The sequence below is a fragment of the Rhodopirellula maiorica SM1 genome (assembly GCF_000346295.1).
Lineage (GTDB): Bacteria > Planctomycetota > Planctomycetia > Pirellulales > Pirellulaceae > Novipirellula > Novipirellula maiorica.
Genome location: NZ_ANOG01000959.1, coordinates 1 through 4,410, shown reverse-complemented (window position 1 = coordinate 4,410; position 4,410 = coordinate 1). Strand labels below are relative to the sequence as shown.

The following is a 4,410-nucleotide window of genomic DNA, read 5'->3' as shown; positions in this document are numbered from 1 at the left end:
TCGCTTTACCGACTACCTGCTCAAGGGTGAGGACAGGCAACGCAAAATGGCGGAGCGATTTGTCAACGAACGTACGATCGAAACCACCCGGCGAATGCAGGAAATCGCCAGTTCGATTGGCACCACCGTCACGGCACTGGCGGTCGCATGGAGCCGCCAGCACGACTTTGTTGCTTCGACCATCATCGGAGCGACCAGCACCGACCAATTACTCGAATCGTTGGCAGCACGCGATTTGGTATTGGACGCCGAAACATTGGCCCGCATCGACCAAGTCGACGCAGAGATCCCTACCCCGATGACCGAAGATGGGTTGCGACGGTTGTAGCGATTCCGCGGGTGAAACGTGTTATGAGGCGAGGCGGTTGCACAAATTCCCTGCCCTCAATCGTTTTTTATCTCGCCTCGCAAAAACGTGAACTATTTTGGCGTTCATGAAGAACGTCATCATGATCCTGATGAATCTCGTGATTGCGAGTCAGTGTGGTGCAGCCGATTGGTTGACTCTGCCGGGTAAATTCTCGCATGATCCGGTCACAGCACAGCGGGTGGAACAGTTCCAGCCTCCGGCGACGCCTGCCGTTGCCGAGGTCGCAAATTTTAGAACTAGCGGTTACACGCACGTCCGCAGCCGTTTGAACTACGCTCAATCCTCGGATAATTACCACCGGGTTGAGACTTGGGGTGACCCGGTTCGTCCGTATGGCGAGTGGCAACGACCGTTTCGGCCGTACAGCGTCCCCTACGCTGCTTGGGGTGCACCCTTTGCTGGGCTGAACATCACGCCCTATGGTTACGGACTTCCTTATGGCAACGGAGTTGGCGCATTTGATGGTGCAGGTGGTCCCGGATTCGGCGGCGACGGATTGGGGCGGCCGGGCAATCGAAAACATGGAAATGGGCACGACGGAATTGGCGACCAAGGGGATATTCCCCACGCTCCGAATCGTTATCGTTCCGGCTATCCGCCCCAAACTGACTGGCCGCGCAGGTAAGTTTGTTTGATCCAGCGATCATCCCAAGCGAACATCAGTTGCGACAAGGGATCGATAATCGAATCACATCCTTGCATTTGAGTGGTAAAGTCAGGTTGGATCACGACCATATCGGCGCGGTTTCCTTTGCGAAGTTGGCCGACGTTGTCCCAGCCCAATACATTTGCGGCTCCGGCAGTGATGTCGTACCAAGCGGATGCAGCCGTCGGAGGCGTATTGCCAAGCGATGCCGCCGTTTCGATTCCCGCGCGAGCTACGCTCACCATGCTGCGGCTGAAACCTGCGCCGATATCGCTGCCTAGCACCACGTTGACCTTCGCCTCGTCGAGAGCTTGACGATCCATCCGTCCCGAGCCAAGGAAATCATTGGCTGTCGGGCAATGAGCGATGACCGCACGATGCGTCGCGAGGGTTTCGCGATCGCGCGGGTTCAAGTGCACTCCATGGCCCAGAATCGTCCGCGGCGTCAACAGCTTGGCTTGTCGATAAACGTCGACGTAGCGAGCGGAATCAAAGAGTTCAGCAACACGAGCACATTCTTGCTGGGTTTCCGCCAAATGAGTTTGAATCGCAGCGTGATGTTGATCGGCCAACGTACCGGCGGATTCCAACAGTTGTGGCGAACACGTGATCGCGAATCGCGGCGTTATGGCGGCTGCCATCTCTGCGGTGGATGGAAAGCATTCGAGTGACTTGGCGGCCTCGTCAATTAATTGGTGGGTTTCGCGGCAGAGTTCCGGCGGAGCGTTGCGGTCCATCAACACTTGACCAATCATGCCTCGGAAACCCATCTGCTTCGCCACCGTCAATGCGGCCATGGCCGATTCGTGATGGACCGTCGTGTAGCCACAGAAGCTGGTGGTTCCGAATGACAACAATTGGGTCAGCACCGAACGAGTCGTCTCACGTGCAAAATGAACATCCTGCCACGCACGCTCCGCTGGAAACGTGACTTGGTCGAGCCATCGCAGCAGCGGCAACCCATGGGCTCCGATGATACCAAACTGAGACAGATGCAGATGAGCATCGGTGAAACCGGGGCTGATGATCTGCTCGCCAGGGAGTAGCGGGCGGAATCGATTGGCACGGATGTCGGCATCGTGATCGTCGCCGAGATCATCATCTAGGACGACGTCCGTGATTTGCTCTCCTCGGATTCGGACGGAGCCTGACCGCAGCGTCATTTGTTGGTTGTTGGGATCGGCAACGAGTAGTCGCCCGGTAAGTAAGGTCATGCTGTTCGCTAAAGGGTTGTTTGATCGTCGTGCAATTTGGCTGACCGCCCGCCGAAAAAGAGGATTTTCAAAGCCGCGAAGTCGTCTTTGATGGGGATTTTCCAGGTGTCCAATTGTTGATTCGTCTTCGAACCAACCGCTGGGATCGGTCTTGAAATGCCGTTGGAGTGGACTCGATCGAGCCGAGGAAATGTCGGAAATGGAACGGGATATGCTGTTTCGGTACGTCTGGAATGTTTTGTGGTGAGCGGTGACTCAGTATATCCCTTTTCGGCTCGTCGCCGCGCACCTCAATGAGGTCACATGGCTGGGGCACATTTGTGAACACCGATCCTTGCCGAAGAAGTCCGCCATAGGCAGAGACACCGGTCGAGTGAATTTGATAGGGAAACTTTCGTGAAAGTTCGATCCAATATGGTTCAAAAGCAAACATCCGCAGGCGGTCGTCGCACTCAACGTAACGTTCCTGCGCAACTGAATTCATTCAATCCATCCGTTTTTGCCGAAGCGCTCGGTCGGCTCGGCGGCGATGAAGAGTTGTTGCGCGAGCTCGCTGCCATCTTGGTCGACGATGTGCCGCCGTTGGTCGACGGCGTTCAGAACGCAATCGAGTCGGGCGATTTTGGCGAAGCCTATCGCGATGCGCACGCTTTAAAAGGGTTGGTGGTTACCTTTGACGAGCGAGGATGCGGATTGTTGATTAGCGAGCTGATGACCGCATTGAAAGAAGAAAATTCACACGAAATTCATCGTCTCTCTCGGAGCTGTATCGACGCGGTGGAAAATCTGAGATCGAATTGCAAGCGTTTGCTCGATTAAAGGTCCCAAAACGACTGGGCGAGCGTTGCGATTGTGTGTCGCTTGACATCGATGGTTGTTGGCATTTTGTTTCGAACCCGTCGTCGCGGTTTGTGGCGGCAGACGACAAGCGAGTTTCATTTCTTTTGGTGCTACGCAATCGTGTAGGCACTCGCTAAGATCGGCCCGTTAAGAACGACCCGCTAGGAACGAGAGGTGTATTTCGCCGCTCCCTCTCGAACCACATCTTGCTGCCCCACGTATCTCCCACCATTCCCTCAGCTCGGTTCCCACTGCGGTTCAACTGTATTTATGGACGATCTTTTTCAGGCGATTCTGGTCATGATGAGCCTGTCGTTGGCGGTCGGCATTCTCACGGCGATTTTGTTTGCACCACGGAAAAACACCAACACGGATCAGCAGGGGCAAGGTGTGGTGTTGATGTTGGCAATCGTTGTCACCTGCATGTTTGCGTTTCTGTTCTATTCGGCAGGGCGACTGTATTGGGCCAAGTGGATCGATGACTCCGCGGTGATCGTTTGGTCGAACTTCACTCCGCTGCTTGCAGCGATGGCGGCGGGGATTGTGTATCGGTTGCCGAACACGCCTCATTGGCGTCAATCTCTGCTGGCGATGTCGCTTGGTTTTGCGTCGGTCGCGACGGTGTTGTGGCCGTTTGTGGGGGTCTGGTTGCGTCCACCGCCCGAAGGGGGCGACGAGGTGTTTCGCGGGATCACGCTGCAAACTTCGTGGGCGACCTGCAGTCCTTGCGCGGCAGCCACGTTCCTGCGGGCTGGCGGTATCGAGGCGAGCGAAAAGGAACTGATCCCGTTGTGTTTGACCGACGACAGTGGCACGCCGACACTGGGGTTGTTTCGCGGTGTGAAATGGATGGCGAATCGTCATCACCGGGACGTCCAAGCGATGACGCTCAGCTTGGATCAACTCGAGGCTGACAACCGATGGCCTGTGTTGATCATGGTCGAATTGCCCATCACCGGAGTCGATGATCCACGCTACGCCGACCAATGGGGCTGGATCCCAGGATTGGGGCATAGCGTGGTGATCTTAGGCAAAAATTCGCGTGGTGGGTTTGTGATCGCCGATCCATCAGTGGGTGCCGAAATTTGGACGCGTGCCGATCTCGAAGTGCTGTGGCACGGTAATGCAATCCGATTTCGCGAGTGAGGAGAAGCGAGTTGGAGGGGGAGAGGCGGAGAGGCGGACGCTGGATGATGAAATCTCGCTTGCACCGTCTATCGCTAACGCAACAAACCCCACCGGTGACCCGGCTACCGCCGAAGCTGGCCTCCCCGACGGTGAGGTGAATTTGCGTCGCCCGACGTCTCCGACGTCGGTGTTGTTGTTCGCCAATGTGGAAG

The 4,410-nt window shown here is 56.1% G+C and carries 6 protein-coding genes; 5 read left to right on the top strand and 1 reads right to left on the bottom strand.

What is annotated here, in order from left to right:
* Together RMSM_RS30705 and RMSM_RS37565 are read left to right on the top strand one after the other, a co-directional pair.
* The coding region (locus tag RMSM_RS30705; protein WP_081614394.1) for an aldo/keto reductase at positions 1-328 on the top strand (328 nt) is incomplete at its 5' end.
* A gap of 106 nt (positions 329-434) precedes the next feature.
* On the top strand, positions 435-995 hold the full coding sequence (locus RMSM_RS37565) for a hypothetical protein (protein ID WP_052031883.1): 561 nt from the start codon (positions 435-437) through the stop codon (positions 993-995).
* Here RMSM_RS37565 and RMSM_RS30695 read toward each other — a convergent pair.
* Positions 962-2,230 (bottom strand): amidohydrolase family protein, encoded by a 1,269-nt coding sequence (locus tag RMSM_RS30695; protein ID WP_008706698.1) that lies wholly within the window; start codon positions 2,228-2,230, stop codon positions 962-964. The two genes, RMSM_RS37565 and RMSM_RS30695, sit on opposite strands and share 34 nt — an antisense overlap.
* A 396-nt stretch (positions 2,231-2,626) precedes the next feature.
* Between RMSM_RS30695 and RMSM_RS37560 the strand changes: the two genes are divergently transcribed.
* The 3 genes from RMSM_RS37560 to RMSM_RS43135 form a co-directional block, all read left to right on the top strand.
* Positions 2,627-3,049, top strand: coding sequence for an Hpt domain-containing protein (locus RMSM_RS37560; RefSeq protein WP_144058084.1), 423 nt, complete (start codon positions 2,627-2,629; stop codon positions 3,047-3,049).
* A gap of 291 nt (positions 3,050-3,340) precedes the next feature.
* Complete coding sequence (locus RMSM_RS30680) at positions 3,341-4,216, top strand: cysteine peptidase family C39 domain-containing protein (RefSeq protein WP_008706694.1); 876 nt, start codon at positions 3,341-3,343, stop codon at positions 4,214-4,216.
* The coding region (locus RMSM_RS43135) for a hypothetical protein (RefSeq protein ID WP_008706692.1) at positions 4,194-4,410 on the top strand (217 nt) is incomplete at its 3' end. The genes RMSM_RS30680 and RMSM_RS43135, both read left to right, overlap by 23 nt.